14 protein-coding genes are annotated in these 15,853 nt (G+C 72.2%); 5 read left to right on the forward strand and 9 right to left on the reverse strand.

The window, feature by feature from the left end:
• Positions 1 to 10 precede the first annotated feature (10 nt).
• On the forward strand, positions 11 to 1,516 hold the full coding sequence (adh, locus tag QSK20_RS08275) for an aldehyde dehydrogenase (RefSeq protein ID WP_145834032.1): 1,506 nt from the start codon (positions 11 to 13) through the stop codon (positions 1,514 to 1,516).
• Positions 1,516 to 1,944, forward strand: a complete 429-nt coding sequence (locus QSK20_RS08280) for a DUF779 domain-containing protein (RefSeq protein WP_285787978.1) — start codon at positions 1,516 to 1,518, stop codon at positions 1,942 to 1,944. Before adh ends, QSK20_RS08280 begins: the two co-directional genes overlap by 1 nt.
• Before the next feature lie 74 nt (positions 1,945 to 2,018).
• Here QSK20_RS08280 and QSK20_RS08285 read toward each other — a convergent pair whose 3' ends face one another.
• From QSK20_RS08285 to QSK20_RS08310, 6 genes are all read right to left on the reverse strand, one after another.
• Positions 2,019 to 2,693, reverse strand: a complete 675-nt coding sequence (locus QSK20_RS08285) for a G5 domain-containing protein (protein WP_285787979.1) — start codon at positions 2,691 to 2,693, stop codon at positions 2,019 to 2,021.
• A 165-nt stretch (positions 2,694 to 2,858) separates the two neighbouring features.
• The gene (locus tag QSK20_RS08290) at positions 2,859 to 3,668 is read right to left on the reverse strand and encodes an ABC transporter permease (protein ID WP_285787980.1); all 810 of its coding nucleotides are present in this window, start codon (positions 3,666 to 3,668) and stop codon (positions 2,859 to 2,861) included.
• Positions 3,665 to 4,576, reverse strand: coding sequence for an ABC transporter permease (locus QSK20_RS08295; protein WP_285787981.1), 912 nt, complete (start codon positions 4,574 to 4,576; stop codon positions 3,665 to 3,667). The genes QSK20_RS08290 and QSK20_RS08295 overlap by 4 nt, the downstream gene beginning before the upstream one ends.
• A 103-nt stretch (positions 4,577 to 4,679) precedes the next feature.
• Positions 4,680 to 5,831 carry an ABC transporter ATP-binding protein gene (locus QSK20_RS08300; protein WP_502888872.1) on the reverse strand — a complete coding sequence of 384 codons (1,152 nt, stop codon included), beginning with the start codon at positions 5,829 to 5,831 and terminating at the stop codon, positions 4,680 to 4,682.
• A complete protein-coding gene (locus tag QSK20_RS08305) occupies positions 5,831 to 7,015 on the reverse strand; it encodes a polyamine ABC transporter substrate-binding protein (RefSeq protein ID WP_285787983.1) in 1,185 nt (394 codons plus the stop codon). The genes QSK20_RS08300 and QSK20_RS08305 overlap by 1 nt, the downstream gene beginning before the upstream one ends.
• Before the next feature lie 771 nt (positions 7,016 to 7,786).
• On the reverse strand, positions 7,787 to 8,158 hold the full coding sequence (locus QSK20_RS08310; RefSeq protein WP_285787984.1) for a DUF3499 domain-containing protein: 372 nt from the start codon (positions 8,156 to 8,158) through the stop codon (positions 7,787 to 7,789).
• A 197-nt stretch (positions 8,159 to 8,355) separates the two neighbouring features.
• Here QSK20_RS08310 and QSK20_RS08315 point away from each other — a divergent pair, with 197 nt between their 5' ends.
• A complete protein-coding gene (locus QSK20_RS08315) occupies positions 8,356 to 8,805 on the forward strand; it encodes a metallopeptidase family protein (RefSeq protein ID WP_088980571.1) in 450 nt (149 codons plus the stop codon).
• Positions 8,806 to 8,872: 67 nt separating this feature from the next.
• On the opposite strand, the gene QSK20_RS08320 is transcribed toward QSK20_RS08315, so the two are convergent.
• The 3 genes from QSK20_RS08320 to QSK20_RS08330 form a co-directional block, all read right to left on the reverse strand.
• Entirely contained in the window at positions 8,873 to 9,130 is a 258-nt protein-coding gene (locus QSK20_RS08320) for a WhiB family transcriptional regulator (RefSeq protein ID WP_088980572.1), read from the reverse strand.
• Between the two features lie 668 nt (positions 9,131 to 9,798).
• A complete protein-coding gene (locus QSK20_RS08325) occupies positions 9,799 to 12,357 on the reverse strand; it encodes a bifunctional FO biosynthesis protein CofGH (protein ID WP_285787985.1) in 2,559 nt (852 codons plus the stop codon).
• Positions 12,358 to 12,536: 179 nt separating this feature from the next.
• Entirely contained in the window at positions 12,537 to 13,601 is a 1,065-nt protein-coding gene (locus QSK20_RS08330) for a hypothetical protein (RefSeq protein WP_285787986.1), read from the reverse strand.
• A 101-nt stretch (positions 13,602 to 13,702) separates the two neighbouring features.
• Here QSK20_RS08330 and cofD point away from each other — a divergent pair, with 101 nt between their 5' ends.
• Positions 13,703 to 14,650, forward strand: a complete 948-nt coding sequence (gene cofD, locus QSK20_RS08335) for a 2-phospho-L-lactate transferase (RefSeq protein ID WP_285787987.1) — start codon at positions 13,703 to 13,705, stop codon at positions 14,648 to 14,650.
• A complete protein-coding gene (locus QSK20_RS08340; protein ID WP_285787988.1) occupies positions 14,647 to 15,735 on the forward strand; it encodes a coenzyme F420-0:L-glutamate ligase in 1,089 nt (362 codons plus the stop codon). Before cofD ends, QSK20_RS08340 begins: the two co-directional genes overlap by 4 nt.
• Positions 15,736 to 15,853: the final 118 nt, after the last annotated feature.

A 15,853-nucleotide genomic window follows, 5' to 3' on the forward strand; every position in this document is an offset into this window, starting at 1 on the left:
GGAGGTATCCATGACGCGCTACGACGCGCCGACGCACTGGCAGTCCCGGTACGACCACTTCATCGGCGGTGAGTACGTCGCACCGCACGGCGGCCGGTACTTCGAGAATCCGACGCCGGTGACCGGGCAGACGTTCTGCGAGGTGGCCCGGGGCACCGCCGAGGACGTGGAGAAGGCGCTCGACGCGGCGCACGGCGCGGCCGACGCCTGGGGACGCACTCCGGTGGCCGAGCGGGCCCTGCTGCTCAACCGGATCGCCGACCGGATGCAGGAGCACCTGGAGGACCTGGCGGTCGCCGAGACCTGGGAGAACGGCAAGCCGGTACGGGAGACCCTGGCCGCCGACATCCCGCTCGCCATCGACCACTTCCGCTACTTCGCCGGGGCGATCCGGGCGCAGGAGGGTTCCCTCGGCGAACTGGACGACGACACGGTGGCGTACCACTTCCACGAGCCGCTCGGCGTGGTCGGGCAGATCATCCCGTGGAACTTCCCGCTGCTCATGGCGACCTGGAAGCTCGCCCCGGCGCTGGCCGCCGGAAACGCGGTGGTGCTCAAGCCGGCCGAGCAGACCCCGGCGTCGATCCACTACTGGCTCTCGCTGGTGGCCGACCTGCTCCCGCCCGGCGTGGTCAACATCGTCAACGGCTTCGGCGTCGAGGCGGGCAAGCCCCTCGCCTCCTCGCCCCGGGTGGCGAAGGTGGCGTTCACCGGAGAGACCACCACCGGGCGGCTGATCATGCAGTACGCCAGCGAGAACATCAAGCCGGTCACCCTGGAACTGGGCGGCAAGAGCCCGAACATCTTCTTCGACGACGTCAGCGCGGCGAACGACGACTTCTTCGACAAGGCGCTGGAAGGGTTCACCATGTTCGCCCTGAACCAGGGCGAGGTGTGCACCTGCCCGTCGCGGGCGCTGATCCAGCAGGGGCACTACGCCGACTTCCTGCCCGCCGCCGTCGAGCGGACGAAGGCGGTCCGGCAGGGGCACCCGCTGGACACCGAGACGATGATCGGGGCGCAGGCGTCCAACGACCAGTTGGAGAAGATCCTGTCGTACCTGGACATCGGCCGGAAGGAGGGCGCGAAGGTGCTCACCGGCGGTGAGCGCGCCGACCTGGGCGGCGAGCTGTCCGGCGGCTACTACGTGCAGCCCACCGTCTTCGAGGGCGACAACTCGATGCGGATCTTCCAGGAGGAGATCTTCGGCCCGGTGGTCTCGGTGGCCTCCTTCGCCGACCTCGCCGACGCCGTGAAGATCGCCAACGACACCCTGTACGGGCTGGGCGCCGGCGTCTGGACCCGGGACATGAACACCGCGTACCGGGCGGGCCGGGCCATCCAGGCCGGGCGGGTCTGGACGAACTGCTACCACGCGTACCCGGCGCACGCCGCGTTCGGCGGGTACAAGCAGTCCGGCATCGGCCGGGAGAACCACAAGATGATGCTGGAGCACTACCAGCAGACCAAGAACCTGCTGGTCAGCTACTCCACCAAGAAGCTCGGCTTCTTCTGATGTCCGGTGGTCCCGACGCGGCGGAGCCCGGCGGGCCGGGCGGCGGGGTGACGCCCGGCCCGGAGAAGCGGTCGGGCTCCACCGCGTCACCCGTCACCCTGACCCCCGTAGCGGCCGAGCTGATCCGGTCGCTACGGGGGCGACACGGGCCACTGATGTTCCACCAGTCCGGCGGCTGCTGCGACGGCAGCGCGCCGATGTGCTTCCCGGCGGGCGAGTTCCGGACCGGGGCGTCGGACGTCCGGCTCGCGGCTCTGGAGGTCGAGGGGGTTCCGGAGCCGGTCGAGTTCTGGATGTCGGCGAGCCAGTGGGAGCTGTGGCGGCACACCACGTTGACCGTGGACGTGGTGCCCGGCCGGGGCAGCGGATTCTCGCTGGAGGCCCCGGAGGGCGTCCGCTTCCTCATTCGCTCCGACCTGGCCACCTGACGCCTCGCGCGTGGATCGTGGTGACGACGTGCCCCGGCGGGGCCGGTCGTCACCACGATCGCCTGCGGGACGGGTCAGTTCTTCTCGTCGCAGCCGACGCCGTTACGGTCGCGGTCGAGGCGGTAGACGTCGGAACCGGTCACCTTGACGGTGCCGGTGATCCAGGCCGGGCCGTCGCCCCGCCCGGCGCAGTCGACGTCCTCGGCGACCGGCACGCAGCCGCTGTAGTTCGGGTCGCACGCCGCCGTGGTGGCCGTCCCGACCGCCACCACCTGGGTGACCGGGGCCCGGGTGACCGCCGAGCGGAGCAGCCGCTTGTCGGTCGGCTCGCCGTCGACGTGGATCACCTCGTAGGTCAGCGTCTTCACCCCGGTGACCCCCCGGATGCGGACCTTCTGCTGCCCCTCGGGCAGCGCCGGGTCGTCCACGATCTGCACCGGGAAGGGGATCCGGGCCGTCTCGGTGACCTGCTTCGTCTCCACCTTTCCGGGCGGGGACGGGCTACCGGTGACCGGCGTGGGCTGCGGCGTGTCCGGGTCGGACCACTCCGCGAGCGGTCCCTGTGCCGCCGGTGCCCCGCCGGGGCGGATGCCGAGCAGCGCGCCGACCACGGTCAGCTCCGCGCCGCAGGTCAGCACGAAGGTGAGCATCCCGGCGAGGAGCGCCAGCATGGTCCGGCCACCGGAGCTGCCGCTGGCCGGACGCGGCCGGTCGGCGCCCTTGCGACGGGACGACCGAGAAGACGTCATGAAGGAAGTCTCGAACGCATCGCACGCGGTGGCAATGGCCAACCGGCGGCTTCCGCTGACCGGGGTCGGGTGGTTGCAGGGGACCCTTGCTCATCAAAAAGCGGTAACAGGGGGCCCCTGCTACCACCCCAACCGCTACCACCCCAACCGCGACCACCCCACCAGCTACCCGGAGGTCGGGCGGCCGGCGGATCGGGAGGTGCGGAGGGTGGTGGACAGCACGAGGAGCAGGGCGATCGCGAACATGGCGGTGCCGACCACGTTGACCTGCGGCGGGATGCCCCGCTGGGCAGCGCCCCAGACGTACATCGGGAAGGTGACCGTGGTACCGGCGTTGAAGTTCGTGACGATGAAGTCGTCGAAGGAGAGCGAGAAGGCGAGCAGCCCGGCGGCGACGATCCCGGGCAGCGCCAACGGCAGGGTGACCCGCCGGAAGGTCTGCCACTCGCTGGCGTAGAGGTCCATCGCGGCCTCCTCCAGCCGCCGGTCCATGCCGGTCAGCCGCGCCTTGACCGTCACCACCACGAACGACAGGCAGAACATGACGTGCGCGACGACGACGGTCCAGAAGCCCTGCGGCACACCGGCGGAGACGAAGAGGGCGAGCAGGGACGTCCCCATCACCAGTTCGGGGGTGGCCATCGGCAGGAAGACCAGCACGTCGATGCCGGCCCGGCCACGGAACCGGTGCCGGGTCAGGGCGAACGCCATCAGCGTCCCGAGCACCGTGGCGCCCACCGTGGCGAGGAAGCCGATCTGCACACTACGGACCACCGCGTCGCACATCTCGACGGTGGCACACGGGTTCCGCCAGTTGTCGAGGGTGAACTCCTGGAAGTCGTAGGAGAGACGGCTCGCCGGCCGGTTGAACGACAGGGCGGCCACCACGGCGACCGGCAGGAGCAGGTAACCGAGGACGAGCAGGGCCACCCCGACCACCCAACGGTCGGCCAGCCACCGGAACATCCGGGTCATCGGGGCACGCCCCGGCGCAGGTAGCCGAAGACCACCGCGAGGACCGCCGCCATCAGCAGGAAGGAGAGCGCGGCGCCCTGCGGGTAGTCCAGCCGGACCAGGAACGCCGAGTCGATCACGTTGCCGATCATGTACTCGTTCGGCGTGCCGAGCAGTTCGGCGTTGATGTAGTCGCCGCTGGCCGGGATGAAGAAGAGCAGCGTCCCGGCGGTCAGGCCGGGCATGGACAACGGCAGCACGACCCGGCGGAACGTCTGCACCGGGCCGGCGTACAGGTCGCCCGCCGCCTCCAGCAGCCGCGGGTCGAGCCGCTCCAGGCTCGCGTACAGCGGCAGCACCAGGAAGGGCAGGAAGTTGTACGTCAGCCCGAGCACCACCGCGACCGGCGTGGCCAGCAGACGCCCGTCGGCGTCGAGGAGACCGACGTCGCGCAGCAGCCCGACCAGCGCGCCGTTGTCCGACAGGATGGTCTTCCAGGCCAGCGTACGGACCAGGAAGCTGGTGAACATCGGGGCGACCACGCACACCAACAGGACGTTGCGCCATCGTCCTGCCTTCCGGGCGATCGCGTACGCCAGCGGGTAGCCGAGCAGCAGCGCCAGCGCGCACGCGGCTCCGGCGTAGAGGAACGAGCGCCCGAACTGCGGCCAGTACGCCGCCACCGCGTCCGGATAGTTGCCGAAAGCCCAGGTCATCGCGTACCCGGTGGCCAGCGAGCCGGCCGGGTCGTAGAGGCTGGCGGCGGCGAGCTGCCCCAGCGGCACGACGAAGAAGACCGTCAGCCAGGCCACCCCCGGCAGCAGGAGCAGGTACGGCAGCAGCCGGTGCCGCCCGGGGCGGGGTGGGCGGGCCGGGGTGGTGCCGGTGGCCGGTCCGGCCCCGCCCGGCAGGTGGGCGAACGCGGTCACGCCAGGACCCGGTGGGGTCCGGCCCGGTGGCTTCCGGTCCGGGGCGTCCCGGCCCGGTGGGGCGTCCCGGCCCGGTGGGGCGTCCCGGCCCGGTGGGGTCCGGTCACCGGGCCACCGTCACCGGCTTGTCCCGCGACGGGCTGCGCCGGTCGGCCGGGCCGGTGGCGCGGGGCAGCAGGAAGGCGTGCTCCGGTCGCCAGTACGCGACCACGGAGGCGCCGACGGGGTGCCGCCCCTCGGTGCCGTTGTTGGCCGAGAACACCGACAGGTCGACTCCGGCACCGGTGCGGATCAGGTACTGGGTGCTCACCCCGACGTAGGCGACGTCGCCTACCACTCCGGCGACGTGCTGGTGCCCGGCGGGGACCTGGTCGGCGGAGGTGGCGAGGCGCAGCTTCTCGGGGCGTACCCCGAGGTGGACCGGCCCCCGGTCGACGCGGGCGCGGGCGACGGGCACGGTGAAGCGCGCGCCGTGCGCGGTCACCGCGACCTCGCCTCCGGTCGGCCCGGCGGCCTCGGCGGCGAGCAGGTTGGACTGGCCGAGGAAGTTCGCCACGAACACGGTGGCGGGGAACTCGTAGAGGTCGGCGGGGGTGCCGACCTGTTCGATCCGCCCGGCGTCCATCACCGCGACCGTGTCGGCCATCGTCATGGCCTCCTCCTGGTCGTGGGTGACGTGGACGAAGGTGGTGCCGACCTCGGTCTGGATCCGCTTCAGTTCGCTCTGCATCTGCCGGCGCAGCCTCAGGTCGAGCGCGCCGAGGGGCTCGTCGAGCAGGAGCACCTGGGGTTGGTTGATCAGTGCGCGGGCCAACGCGACCCGTTGCTGCTGCCCGCCGGAGAGCTCCACGGGGCGACGCCGCTCGAACCCGTCGAGCTGCACCAGGGCGAGCATCCGCTCGACCTGGGGGCGGACCTGGCGGATGCCCCGCCGGCGCAGGCCGAAGGCGACGTTCTCGGCGACGTCGAGGTGCGGGAAGAGGGCGTAGCTCTGGAAGACGGTGTTGACCGGCCGTCGGTACGGGCGTAGCCGGCTGATGTCCTGCTCGCCGAGGAGGACCTGCCCGGCGGTTGGTTCCTCCAGTCCGGCGACCATGCGCAGGGTGGTGGTCTTGCCGGAACCGGATGCCCCCAGCAGCGCGAAGAAGGACCCCTGCGGGACGGTGAGGGTGAGGTCGTCAACGGCGGTGACGGCACCGAACCGCTTGGTCAAATCGACCAGCCTCAGGTCCCCGGGGGGTGTGCGGGTCGCCATCACGCCCCGACGACCTGCTGGAACTTCGACTCGTACGTCTTCTCCTGCTCCTCGCTGAGCGCCATGAAGACCGTGGACTTCGCGAGCATCGCGTCGTCCGGGAAGATCAGCGGGTTGGCCGCCAGCTCCGGATCGATCTTCTCCATCTCGGCCTGCGCGCCCTGCACCGGGCAGATGTAGTTGACGTGCGCGGCGAGCTTCGCGGCGACGGCCGGCTGGTAGTAGTAGTCGATCAGCGCTTCGGCGTTGGCCCGGTGGGTGGCCTTGTTGGGCACCAGCAGGTCGTCGGAGTAGAGGATGGCGCCGGAGTCCGGCACCACGAACCTGATCTTCTCGTTCTCGAAGCCGAGCTGGATGATGTCACCGGACCAGCCGATGCAGGCGGCGATGTCGCCCCGGGCCAGTTCCGGGGCGTAGTCGTTGCCGGTGAACCGGCGGATCTGCCCGCTGTCCACCGCGCGCTTGAGCGTGGCGAGGGCGTCGTCGAACTGGGCCTCGGTGAAGTTGGCCGGGTCGTGTCCCTTGGCCTGGAGCAGCAGTCCGATCGTGTCGCGCATCTCGCTGAGCGCGGTGACCCTGCCCTTGAGATCGGGGCGGGTCAGCAGCTCGTCGACGGTGCGGATCTCCTTGGTGACACTGCCGTTGTACGCCAGGCCGGCGAGGCCGGTCTGCCATGGCACGGCGATCCGGTTCTCCGGGTCGAACGAGCGCCCCTTCAGCGAGGGCAGCAGGTTCGCCTGGACGTTGGGCAGCCGCGCCGGGTCGAGCTTCTGGATCCAGCCGAGCCGGATCATCCGGGCGGCCATCCAGTCGGTCAGCACGATGAGGTCCCGGTCGATGCTCTGGCAGCCGGCGAGCTGGTTGCGCACCTTGCCGAAGAACTCGTTGTTGTCGTTGATGTCCTCGGTGTAGGTGACCTGGATCCCGGTCTCGGCCTGGAACGCGTCCAGGGTCGGTCGCTTCGACTCGTCGGCGGAGTCGACGTCCAGGTACTGCGGCCAGTTCGAGAAGATCACTTTCTTCTCGCTGGCGGAGCGGTCCTCGCTGACGCAGCCCGCCTCGGTCTGCTGGGCCGCCTCGGTGCCGCAGCCGGCGAGGGCGCCGCCCCCGGCGAGCAGCGCGGCCGAGCCGAGCGCACCGGAGAGCAGGCCACGCCGGGAAACCGTCCGGGGGTGACTACGCATGTGACGGCTCCTGGGGTCGTCGTCGGCGAGGGGCGAGGTCCGCCGGCGGCAGCCGGGCGATGGGTCGAACGATAATGGCATGCAAAACCCACGGGGTACGCCAGCGGGTGCAGCGGTTGTCCGACGCGGGAGTGCCGCAGCCCGTCGGGGGCCCGACAGCGGCCCGGAACCGCCCCCCAGGGTGCCCGCGCCGCCGGACCGGGCCATCCTCCGCCACTCCGCATGGACGCACGCCGTGACGAGCGGTGGGCGCAGCCCCAGACACCTTGCATGTAGGCCCTTTGGAGCTGCCCCGTCTCTGCTACCGGTGCCCGGACCATCCGCAGAGCCGCAGAGCCGCCGACCTGCTTATCTGCCGAGCCGCCGGCCTGTGGAGCCGCCGACCTGCCGGACCACCGCCCCCGCCGAACTGCCGAGCCACCGGCCTGCCGAGCTGCCGACCTGCCAAGCCACCGACCCGCCGAGCCGCCGAGCCGCCGAGCTGCCGACTTGTGGACCTGCCCGTGCCGTCACCGGTCCCAGGCTCCGGCCGGAGTCCTGCCACCCGCCCACCCGCGATCGTGCGGTAGCACCAGCGGGGCAGCTCTAAAGGACCCGGACCCCAAGGTAGCCACCACCGCCGGAACGAAGCCCCGCGCAACGGTCCGTGGGCCGATGCACGGCAGCGGGATTCACCGGGACGCGATCCGCCGGACCGGCCCCGTTGCCGTCCCGAGGGGATCCTCCGTGCCGGCGTCCTCTTCCGGGCGTACGTGGGTCGGTAGGGACGGGTCAGTGGGTGGGCGGGATGACGCGGAGGTGCCCCCGACGGCCGGTCTGCGGCGTCTGGGGCTGGTCCTGGTTCGAGTGGTCCTGCGGCGGGCGGGGGGCGGGGCGGGCCGCCTCGCGGACCGCCTCGGCGAGCGCCACCAGGTCGTCGGTGGTCGGCGGGGGTGGCTCGAACTCGCCCTCGTGCCGAACGACGTCCCAGCCCCGGGGCGCGGTGAGGTTCCGCGCGTGCGGCTCGCAGAGGTCGTAGGTGTGCGGCTCGGCGAAGGCCGCGAGCGGACCGACGACGGCGGTCGACTCGTTGTAGACATAGGTCAATGTGGCGACCGCTTGCCGGGGGCAGCCGTTTCTGGAGCAGCGCCGTGATGACCTCACGTGCGGCAGGGTATCTCCATTACCGGGTTCGCCGCACTGGTTCACGGTGCGACACGCCCGTCAGCGAGATCACAATTCGGCCGCCGGAGGCACCGGCGGCGGGAGGGATCGCCGCAGAACGGGCGCGACACACCCGGCCGGCGCTCACGGGAGTGCCGGAGCGGCAGGCCAGCGGGGACGGGGACTACCCTTGCCCCATGACCAGTCCGGAACACCGCCGCCCCGGCTCCGGTCGGCGGGTGCACCGCGACCGGCACGGCCGCGGTCTGCGCGGGCGGCTGGTGCCGGCGACCGTGCCGCTGGCCCGGACGAAGGCGGAGGTCTTCGACGACCTGGTGCTGGACACGGTGGAGACGTTGGAGCGCCGCTTCGCCAAGGAACTGGCCGGGGTCGAGTTCGCCGTCGAGGACGTGCCCCCGGATCTCAACGTCTACGACTCCGACGTGCTGGAGGACGGAGAGGTGCCCCTCGCCCGGCTGCTGCCGGGACGTCCCGGCCGGCAGGAGATCCCGCCGCGGATCGTGCTCTACCGGCGTCCGCTTGAGTTCCGCGCGATGGACCGGGAGGATCTCGCCGACCTGGTCCACGATGTCATCATCGAGCAGGTCGCGAACTTGCTCGGGGTCGATCCCGACGAGTTGGCCTGAGTGGCCCGGACCGAGGGCCCGCCGGGGGCCCGGACCGGGCGGCCCCCACCGCCCGGCACCGGGAACGTCAGGCCACCCGCCGCTTGAGCTTGCGGCGCTCCCGCTCGGAGAGGCCACCCCAGATCCCGAACCGCTCGTCGTGACCGAGTGCGTACTCCAGGCACTCTGTCTTGACCTCGCATCGGGAACAGATTCGCTTCGCCTCGCGGGTCGAGCCGCCCTTCTCGGGGAAGAACGCCTCCGGATCGGTCTGCGAGCAGAGCGCCCGCTCCTGCCACTCCGGCGCGTTCCCGAGCAGGTCGGCCACCTCAAGCTGGCCGTCCATCGAATGCCTCCTTGTCGCGCACCGACGTCATCGCCGCTGCAACCCCCACGCGGAAAGGCGCGTTTGTCCCTCCGGTACCGATTTGTTGCGTTCCGTGTAGACAACCCCATTCAAATTACACGCGTGTAATACGTGCGCCGTCAAGCCGGACTTGATAATGGAGTCGTCCTCCCGACACGCTCCGGACGGCCATCCGGGCCGCCCGACCCCGCAACCTGCCCTATCGATTCAGACCCCTGAGGAGTAACGCCCTCTCCGGCGAGTTGGTCGAGATTTCTCCCGTGGCGCTCCACCGTCCGACCCGGACCACGCCGTCGTCACGGACGGCCGGAGAACCCTCGCCAAGATCAGCGATCTTGGTGGGGCACAGGTTAACGCGACTTCCCCGGCACCGCCCGCCGAGCCCCGGGCAGCGCCGAGGCGTCGCCCACCATGTGGACAAAAGATGCCGGCCACCGCCCGTCCGGTTGACCGCGACAGGAGACCTTCGCTGCTCGCGACACCTGAATCGACATCACGTCCGGGCCCGGAAAACCTGACCGATCGCTCCATTTCGTCCCACCAAACGGTACGGACCACCGCCCGGGGAACGGGGACGACGAGTCTGCTGTCCCTCCTACCCTCCCCGCCCAGGGCGTAACCGCCGCCGGCCCGGACGGGTTCACCAGTCAGGACGGCTGGCCGTAGGCCGTGGTCCGCCGCCGGGCCGGACGACCCGCCCCGGCGGCGATGGCGCGCAACTGCTCCTCGGTACGCGCCGACCCGTTACCGGACCCGGCCATCCGGGAGATGGTCTCCTCCATCAACGTGCCGCCCAGGTCGTTGCAGCCGCCCCGCAGCATCGCCACCGTGCCCTCGTCGCCGAGTTTCACCCAGGAGCACTGGATGTTGTCGATCCGACCGTGCAGCAACAGTCGGGCCATCGCGTGCACCACCCGGTTCTCCCGTCGGGTGGGTCCGGGGCGGGCGATGCCGGCCAGGTAGATCGGCGCGTTGGTGTGCACGAACGGCAGCGCCACGAACTCGGTGAACCCGCCGGTGCGGTCCTGCACCCCGGCCAGCACCCGGAAGTGGGCCAACCAGTGCGCCGGATGGTCGACGTGGCCGTACATCATGGTGGAGCTGGACCGGATGCCCAGCTCGTGGGCGGTGGTCACCACCTCGACCCAGGCGGCGGTGGGCAGCTTGCCCTTGGTGAGCACCCAGCGCACCTCGTCGTCGAGGATCTCGGCGGCGGTGCCCGGGATGGTGTCCAGGCCGGCCTCGCGCAGCTGCTCCAACCACTCCCGGATGGACACGCCGGCCTTCGCCGAGGCGGTGACGACCTCCATCGGGGAGAAGGCGTGCACGTGCATCCCGGGCACCCGCCGCTTGATCGCCCGGACCAGGTCCGCGTACGCGGTGACCGGCAGCTTCGGGTCGATGCCGCCCTGCATGCAGACCTCGGTCGCACCGGCCGCCCACGCCTCCTCGGCCCGGTCGGCCACCTGCTCCACGGAGAGGCGGTACGCGTCGGCGTCCCGCTCACGCTGGGCGAACGCGCAGAAGCGGCAGCCCACGTAGCAGACGTTACTGAAGTTGATGTTGCGGTTGACCACGTAGGTGACGTCGTCGCCGACGGTGTCCCGGCGTACGTCGTCGGCGAGCCGGCAGAGCGTCTCCAACGCCGCGCCGTCGGCGGAGAAGAGCGCCAGCGCCGCGTCGGCGTGCCGGGGGTCGAGCAGCGCCGCCGGGTCGTCGGCGGCCAACCGCAGTCCGGTACGCAGGTCCGCGTCACCGCCCCCGGCGGTGACCGCCACGCCGACCCGGGTGGCGACCTGCGCCCAGTCGCCGTAGACGCTGTCGAAGTCGCCCCGCCGGTCGCCGGTCCGGCCGGTGGTGTCGATGGTGGCGTGCAGGTCGACCCGTCCGCCGTTGGTCTCCTCCGGCTCCTGCCACGGCCGACCCACCGGACGGGCCGCCTCGACGGCGAGCCCGGTCTCCGGGTCGGCGAGCGCGGTCACGTGCGGCAGCAGTCGCGGATCGAGCCACGGGTCGCCGGCCCGGACGTACTCCGGGTAGACCGTCAACCGCTCGCGGAGCGTGAAGCCGGCGGCGGCGGTGCGCTTGGCCAACTCGTCGAGCTGCGGCCAGGGGCGCTCCGGGTTGACGTGGTCCGGGGTCACCGGGGAGACCCCGCCCCAGTCGTCGATCCCGGCCCGCAGCAGCAGGTCGTACTCGCCGGCGATGAGGTTCGGCGGGGCCTGGATCCGGGCCTTCGGGCCGAGCAGGATCCGGGCCACCGCCACCGTGGCGGCGAGGTCGTGCAGCTCGGCGTCGGGCATGCCCCGCATGGCGGTGTCCGGCTTCGCGCGGAAGTTCTGCACGATCACCTCCTGGAGGTGGCCGTACTCGCGCTGTGCCCGGCGGATCGCGAAGAGCGCGTCCACCCGCTCGGCGAGCGTCTCGCCGATGCCGAGCAGGATGCCGGTGGTGAACGGGACCCCGACCCGCCCCGCGTCGTCGAGCACCCGCAGCCGCACCGCCGGTTCCTTGTCCGGCGAACCGAAGTGCGGGCTGCCTGGCTCCGACCAGAGCCGGGTGGCCGTGGTCTCCAGCATCATGCCCATGCTCGGCGCGACCGGCTTGAGCCGTTGCAGCTCGGACCAGGTCAGCACGCCCGGGTTGAGGTGCGGCAGCAGGCCGGTCTCCTCCAGCACCGCGACCGCGCAGGCGCGCAGGTAGTCCACTGTGGAGTCGTAACCCCGTTCGTCAAGCCACTCGCGGGCCGCCGGCCACCGCTCCTCGGGGCGGTCGCCGAGCGTGAACAGGGCCTCCTTGCAGCCCTGCGCCGCGCCCTCGCGGGCGATCGCCAGCACCTCGTCCCGGTCGAGGAAGGCCGCCGGGAGCCGGTGCGGCACGGTGGCGAAGGTGCAGTAGTGGCAACGGTCCCGGCAGAGCCGGGTCAGCGGGACGAAGACCTTCTTCGAGAACGTGATCACGCCGGGGCGGCCGGCCTCGCGCAGCCCGGCGTCCCGGATCCCGGCGGCGACGGCGAACAGCTCCGTCAGGGCGTCACCCCGGGCGGTCAGCAACGCGACGGCCTCGTCGGTGTCCAGTGCCCGACCGGTATCCGCACGGCGCAGGGCGCGGTGCACCCCCGCCCCGGTCGCCGCGTCCACGGTGGCCGGCCCGCCAGCCGTCGTGTCCGCCCCGCCGGCCGCTCCCGCCTCGGTGTTCTCCCGCATTGCCCAACCCTATTCCGGCCCGCTCCCCCGGCTGCGCCGTCCTCCCCACCAGGTCACGCCGATCGATCCGGGGGAACACGGGCCGGACGAGTTCGGGGCCGGTCGACATCCGGTGGGACGTCGACCGGCCCCGGACCGAGCCGGAACGGCGGCGCGGGTGCGGGATCGCGGACCGGAGGTCAGCGGGCCTCGGAACCGGGGTCGCGCGGAACGGCCTGGGTGCGGTCGCCGTCGGCGTCCGACGAGACGACCTGGGTACGGTCGCCGTCGGCGCCCGGTGCGACGACCTGGGTACGGTCACTGTCGGCACCGGTGGCCGGAGCCGGAGCCGGGGCCTGGGCGGACTCGGTGGACTGGCGCGGGATCGCCTGCGTCGGGTCGGCCGACGGCGGCTGCCCGAAGGGGGGCGCGGACGGCGTGCCGCCTGCCGGGGCGCCGTACGACGGAGTGGACGGGGCCGCCGTGCCGAAGGACGACGGGGTGCCCGGCTGACCGAACGGCGCAGCGGACTGCGGCGGGGCACCGAACGGCGGAGCCGACTGCGGCGGGGCACCGAACGGCGGAGCCGACTGCGGCGCGCCGGGGAACGGCGGAGCGGACTGCGGGGTCGGCTGGCCGTACGGCGGGGCCGGGTAGCCGGGCTGCGCGCCGTACTGGCCGGGCTGGGCCGGGTAACCCGGGTAGCCCTGCTGCTGCTGTTGCTGCGGCCAACCCGGCTGGGGCTGGCCGTACACGCCGGGCTGCGGCTTCGGCTTGGGGACGTGGTACTGCGCCCGCCACACCTTGTGCACCACGACGGCGGCGACCGCGAGGACGGCCAGCAGCGCGACCGAGGTCAGCAGCAGCAGGAAGGCGTTGCCGACCTCGCCCTCGGCGAGCTGGCCGATCACGCCGATCAGGAAGGCCAGCACGCCGAGCACGGCGCTCACCGCGTACTCGACGAGGGCGATCTGGGTGATCTGCTTGGCCTTCGGCACCGCCGGCTGGACGTGCGTGGCGAGCAGGAACGCCAGCACCGGCAGGACGATCGCCTCGACGCCGAGGAAGGTGTGGACGACGCTGACCGCTCGGCCGGTCAGGGTGCTGTACTCGGACATCGGCACCAGCAGCCGGATCAACCCGACGAAGAGCAGCACCGCGTTGGCGCCGAGGAGCACGAGGGCGACGAGTTCCCGGAGTGGTTTGGTGTGCTGGGCGGCCTGCGGCGCGTCGGGAGTCGACGCGGGCTCGGCGGGGCTGGTCAAGGGGCTCCCCCTCTTCGGGCGATGTCGGACAGGTGCGACGTGAGCCTAGTCTCTCCGGACCATGCCCGAACGGGGACGCCACGTGCGCGAGGATGGTCGGCATGCGCATCGTGGTTCTGGCCGGCGGCATCGGGGGTGCCCGATTCCTGCTCGGCGTCCGGGCGTACGCCCGTGAGGTGGGTGCCGAGGTGACCGCCGTGGTGAACGTCGGCGACGACCTCTACCTGCACGGACTCAAGATCTGCCCGGATCTGGACAGTGTGCTCTACACCCTCGGCGGCGGCGCGGACCCCGAGCGCGGCTGGGGACGGGCCGACGAGACCTGGACGGTGAAGACGGAACTCGCCGCCTACGGGGCGGAGCCGACCTGGTTCGGCCTCGGCGACCGGGACGTCGCCACGCACCTGGTCCGCACCAACATGATCAACGGCGGGTATCCGCTCTCCGCCGTCACCACGGCACTGGCCACCCGCTGGCAGCCGGGCGTACACCTGCTGCCGGCGACCGACGACCGCCTGGAGACCCACGCGGTGGTCGACCTCGACGGCGGCCAACGCGCGATCCACTTCCAGGAGTGGTGGGTACGCCACCGCGCCGAGGTCCCCACCCACCGGTTCGTCTTCGTCGGCGCGGAGAGCGCCAAACCCGCGCCCGGCGTCCTCGACGCGCTCGGCGCTGCCGACGTGGTGCTGGTCGCGCCGAGCAACCCGGTGGTGAGCATCGCGCCGATCCTCGCCGTGCCGAGGCTCCGGGAGGCGGTGGCCGAGGCTCCCGGCCGGGTGGTCGGGGTCTCGCCCATCATCGGTGGCGCACCGGTGCGCGGGATGGCCGACCGGTGCCTGGCCGTACTCGACGTGGAGTGCAGCGCGGCCGGGGTGGGCCGCCTCTACGGCGGGCGGCGGGCCGGCGGGCTGCTGGACGGCTGGCTGGTCGCTCCGGAGGACGAGCAGGCGGCCGTGCCGGACGTGACCGTCCGGGCGGTGCCGTTGTGGATGACCGACGAGGCGGCGACAGCCGACATGGTCCGGGCCGCGGTGGAGCTGTCATGAGGCTGGAGATCCTGCCGGTCGTCGGTATCGGCGACGTGGCCCGCGGCGACGACCTGGCCGCCCTGATCGCGACCGCCGCCCCGTGGCTGCGCGACGGCGACGTACTGGTGGTGACCAGCAAGATCGTGTCGAAGGCGGAGGGCCGGTTGGTGGACGTCCCGGCGGACGGGCCGGACCGGCTCACCGCCCGGGACGAGGTGCTCGCCGCCGAGACCGCCCGGGTGGTGGCGACCCGGGGTGCCACCCGGATCGTGCAGACGCACCACGGCTTCGTGATGGCCTCGGCGGGAATCGACGCGTCCAACGTGGAGAAGACCCGGCTGGTGCTGCTCCCCGAGGATCCGGACGCCTCGGCCCGGGCGTTGCGCACGGCCCTGCGGGAGCGGTACGACGTCGACGTCGCGGTGATCGTCAGCGACACCATGGGCCGCCCCTGGCGCAACGGCCTGACCGACGTCGCGCTCGGGGTCGCCGGGCTGCCCGCCATCCGCGACCACCGGGGCGAGATCGACCCGTACGGCAACGAGCTGCACGTCACCCAGATGGCGGTGGTCGACGAACTGGCCGGCGCGGGTGAGCTGATCAAGGGCAAGTGCGACCAGGTGCCGGTGGCCGTGGTGCGCGGCTACCTCACCGGCGTCGGCGCGGCGGACGGGCCGGGCGCGCGGGTGCTGGTCCGCGACGCCGAGCAGGACCTCTTCTCCCTCGGCACCGCCGAGGCGAAGGTCGCCGGGATGCTCGCCGCCGCCACGCTGGACGACGGCCCCGGCCCGGAGCCGGCCGACGAGGCAGCGGTGCGCCGGGCGATCGACGCGGTGACCGGCGCGGTCGCCTCCGGCACGGTCTTCACCCTGGTCGGCGACGCGGAGACCCGTGCGGTCATGACGGCCGCCGTCCCCGGTTGGCCGGCGACGGCGACCGGGCTGATCCTCGGCGAGGCCCCCACCCCGGTCAGCCAGCCGGATCTGGTGCGGTTCGGGGCCGACACGCAGCGGCTGCGGTCCGCGTTGGCCGCCCACGGGGTGCCGTCGCTGCTGCTGCCGCCCCCGGCGGGCAGCACCGCAAGCGCCGCCCTGGCGATCTGAGCCCAGCCGCCCGCTTTTGTTGGTAGCAGGGGTCCCTTGTTACTCATCAATGAGTAACAAGGGACCCCTGCTACCACCGCACCCCGCGCAAGCCACCGCAGCCCCGCGCAAGCGGCGG

Source organism: Micromonospora sp. NBRC 101691, from assembly GCF_030269285.1.
In the GTDB taxonomy this organism is placed as follows: Bacteria; Actinomycetota; Actinomycetes; order Mycobacteriales; family Micromonosporaceae; genus Micromonospora; species Micromonospora echinospora.

Excerpts from the sequence above, each read along its gene's own strand:
- cofD (WP_285787987.1), top strand. The coding sequence starts at position 13,703 with ATGCGCATCGTGGTTCTGGCCGGCGGCATCGGGGGTGCCCGATTCCTG.
- QSK20_RS08320 (WP_088980572.1), bottom strand. The coding sequence starts at position 9,130 with ATGGACGGCCAGCTTGAGGTGGCCGACCTGCTCGGGAACGCGCCGGAG.
- QSK20_RS08290 (WP_285787980.1), bottom strand. The coding sequence starts at position 3,668 with ATGACCCGGATGTTCCGGTGGCTGGCCGACCGTTGGGTGGTCGGGGTG.
- QSK20_RS08285 (WP_285787979.1), bottom strand. The coding sequence starts at position 2,693 with ATGACGTCTTCTCGGTCGTCCCGTCGCAAGGGCGCCGACCGGCCGCGT.
- QSK20_RS08315 (WP_088980571.1), top strand. The coding sequence starts at position 8,356 with ATGACCAGTCCGGAACACCGCCGCCCCGGCTCCGGTCGGCGGGTGCAC.
- QSK20_RS08280 (WP_285787978.1), top strand. The coding sequence starts at position 1,516 with ATGTCCGGTGGTCCCGACGCGGCGGAGCCCGGCGGGCCGGGCGGCGGG.
- QSK20_RS08340 (WP_285787988.1), top strand. The coding sequence starts at position 14,647 with ATGAGGCTGGAGATCCTGCCGGTCGTCGGTATCGGCGACGTGGCCCGC.
- QSK20_RS08300 (WP_502888872.1), bottom strand. The coding sequence starts at position 5,831 with ATGGCGACCCGCACACCCCCCGGGGACCTGAGGCTGGTCGATTTGACC.
- adh (WP_145834032.1), top strand. The coding sequence starts at position 11 with ATGACGCGCTACGACGCGCCGACGCACTGGCAGTCCCGGTACGACCAC.
- QSK20_RS08305 (WP_285787983.1), bottom strand. The coding sequence starts at position 7,015 with ATGCGTAGTCACCCCCGGACGGTTTCCCGGCGTGGCCTGCTCTCCGGT.
- QSK20_RS08325 (WP_285787985.1), bottom strand. The coding sequence starts at position 12,357 with ATGCGGGAGAACACCGAGGCGGGAGCGGCCGGCGGGGCGGACACGACG.